This window comes from Pseudomonas sp. NPDC087346, assembly GCF_044744235.1.
Lineage (GTDB): Bacteria > Pseudomonadota > Gammaproteobacteria > Pseudomonadales > Pseudomonadaceae > Aquipseudomonas.
The window spans coordinates 1-968 of sequence record NZ_JBIUXX010000110.1 but is presented as its reverse complement, the minus strand read 5'-3'; the positions used below and the strand labels follow the sequence as shown (position 1 = coordinate 968).

1 protein-coding gene is annotated in these 968 nt (G+C 58.0%); it reads left to right on the top strand.

The window, feature by feature from the left end; all coding sequences use genetic code 11:
- A partial coding sequence (locus tag ACIOZM_RS30485) for a ribonucleoside-diphosphate reductase subunit alpha (protein WP_401221124.1) occupies positions 1 to 968 on the top strand: 968 nt, incomplete at both ends.

The following is a 968-nucleotide window of genomic DNA, read 5'->3' as shown; positions in this document are numbered from 1 at the left end:
AACACCGCCAACTGGATCCCTGACCTGTTCATGAAGCGTGTCTTCGATGACGGCCCGTGGACCCTGTTCTCGCCATCCGAAGTACCGGACCTGCACGACCTGACCGGTAAAGCCTTCGAAGAGCGTTACGAGTACTACGAAGCTCTGTCCCAGTACCCGGGCAAGATCAAGCTGTTCAAGACCATTCAGGCCAAAGACCTGTGGCGCAAGATGCTGTCGATGCTGTTCGAAACCGGCCACCCTTGGCTGACCTTCAAGGACCCGTGCAACCTGCGTAGCCCGCAGCAGCACGTTGGTGTGGTTCACAGCTCGAACCTGTGCACCGAGATCACCTTGAACACCAACAAGGACGAGATCGCTGTCTGCAACCTGGGCTCGATCAACCTGCCGAACCACATCGTCAACGGCAAGCTGGACACCGCCAAGCTGGAACGTACCGTGAACACCGCCGTTCGCATGCTCGATAACGTTATCGACATCAACTACTACTCGGTGCCACAAGCGAAGAACTCCAACTTCAAGCACCGTCCGGTCGGTCTGGGCATCATGGGCTTCCAGGACGCGCTGTACCTGCAGCACATCCCTTACGGTTCCGACGCTGCCGTCGAGTTCGCCGACAAGTCGATGGAAGCGGTCAGCTACTTCGCCATCCAGGCCTCTTGCGACCTGGCCGACGAGCGCGGTGCTTACGAGACGTTCCAGGGTTCGCTGTGGTCCAAAGGCATCCTGCCACTGGATTCGCAACAGATCCTGATCGAGCAACGTGGCCAGAAGTACATCGATGTTGACCTGAACGAATCCCTGGACTGGGCACCGGTTCGCGCCCGTGTACAGAAAGGCATTCGTAACTCCAACATCATGGCCATCGCACCGACCGCAACCATCGCCAACATCACTGGCGTATCGCCGTCGATCGACCCGACCTCCCAGAACCTGTATGTGAAATCGACCCTGTCGGGCGAATTCAC